Raw genomic sequence first — 1,198 nt, 5'->3', positions numbered from 1 at the left:
TTTGCTAGACGTTTTGAGAAGAATGCCTTCAACAAGCTAAGGAGTGAAGGGGTTCTGGCTATAACTATAGCTAATGCGTTTGGTAATAAGGTCGATGAGAGCTTGGCCAGACTATCGAAGGTGATTCAGGGAACTTTATCTATTGAAAGACATCCTGATGAGTTACTTCAAATGGTAAAAGATCTGGAGTCTATCTCTGGAGAGAATGGAAATTTAAGGGGGTATATTTTTGAGCTTTTTGTTTCCTCTCAAATTTGTAATTTCTATGGTTATGGAAATGTTCGTATTAATAAAGAATATAAAATAAACGGTAAACATGCCGAAGCTGATGTTGTATTGGAAACTAACGATGATATTTATATCGTTGAGTGCAAAAATGTTAAGACTTTACCTTCGATGGAGGTTAGTCTTTGGATGAAAACAAGAGTGCCAATTATAAATTCCTACTACAAATCAAATAACCCTGATAACAAAAATATACATCATCGTTTGTGGGTTACGGGGAATATATATCCTAAAGATATAAACCGATTGGACGAGTTTAAATGTAATAATAAGAAGATTGATGTTGATTATTTATTTGGTCAGTCTTTGGATGATTTTTTCTACCAAAAAAAACAAGTGTTTAATTTATATAGGAAAGTCATTTCGCCAGATTATAAAAAAGGGCAAATACCCGATTTTGACTTATAGAATGACGTTTTCTAGTCTCTGCATTTCTTGACGATGACGGCTTGAAAAGCGTATCTTCCTCCATGAAACGAAAAAACCACCCGGCAAGGTGGTTTTTCGAAGGTTAGTTAATCCTGGCAGATTACCTAACCTAGGTAACTGGCTTCAGCAGAGCGCAGATACCAAATCCTGTCCTTTAAGTGTAGCCGTAGTTGGGGCATCACTTCAAGAACTCTGTAGTACGGACCGCATTATCATCGCTCTGCTATTCCAGTTACCAGTGGCTGCTGCCAGTGGCGATAAGTCGTGTCTTTTCGGGTTGGACTCAAGACGATAGTTACCGGATAAGGCGCAGCGGTCGGGCTGAACGGGGGGTTCGTGCACACAGCCCAGCTTGGAGCGAACGACCTACACCGGGCCGAGATACCAACAGCGTGAGCTATGAGAAAGCGCCACGCTTCCCGAAGGGAGAAAGGCGGACAGGTATCCGGTAAACGGCAGGGTCGGAACAGGAGAGCGCACGAGG

General features: G+C 41.5%; 1 protein-coding gene. It reads left to right on the top strand.

The window, feature by feature from the left end:
* Positions 1-693 (top strand): NERD domain-containing protein (locus AC056_RS19150; RefSeq protein ID WP_171262134.1); only part of this gene is annotated, 693 nt, incomplete at its 5' end.
* Between the last annotated feature and the right edge of the window lie 505 nt (positions 694-1,198).

The sequence above is a fragment of the Acinetobacter genomosp. 33YU genome (genome assembly GCF_001990725.1).
Lineage (GTDB): Bacteria > Pseudomonadota > Gammaproteobacteria > Pseudomonadales > Moraxellaceae > Acinetobacter > Acinetobacter seifertii.
This window is presented reverse-complemented; position numbering and strand designations above follow the sequence as displayed.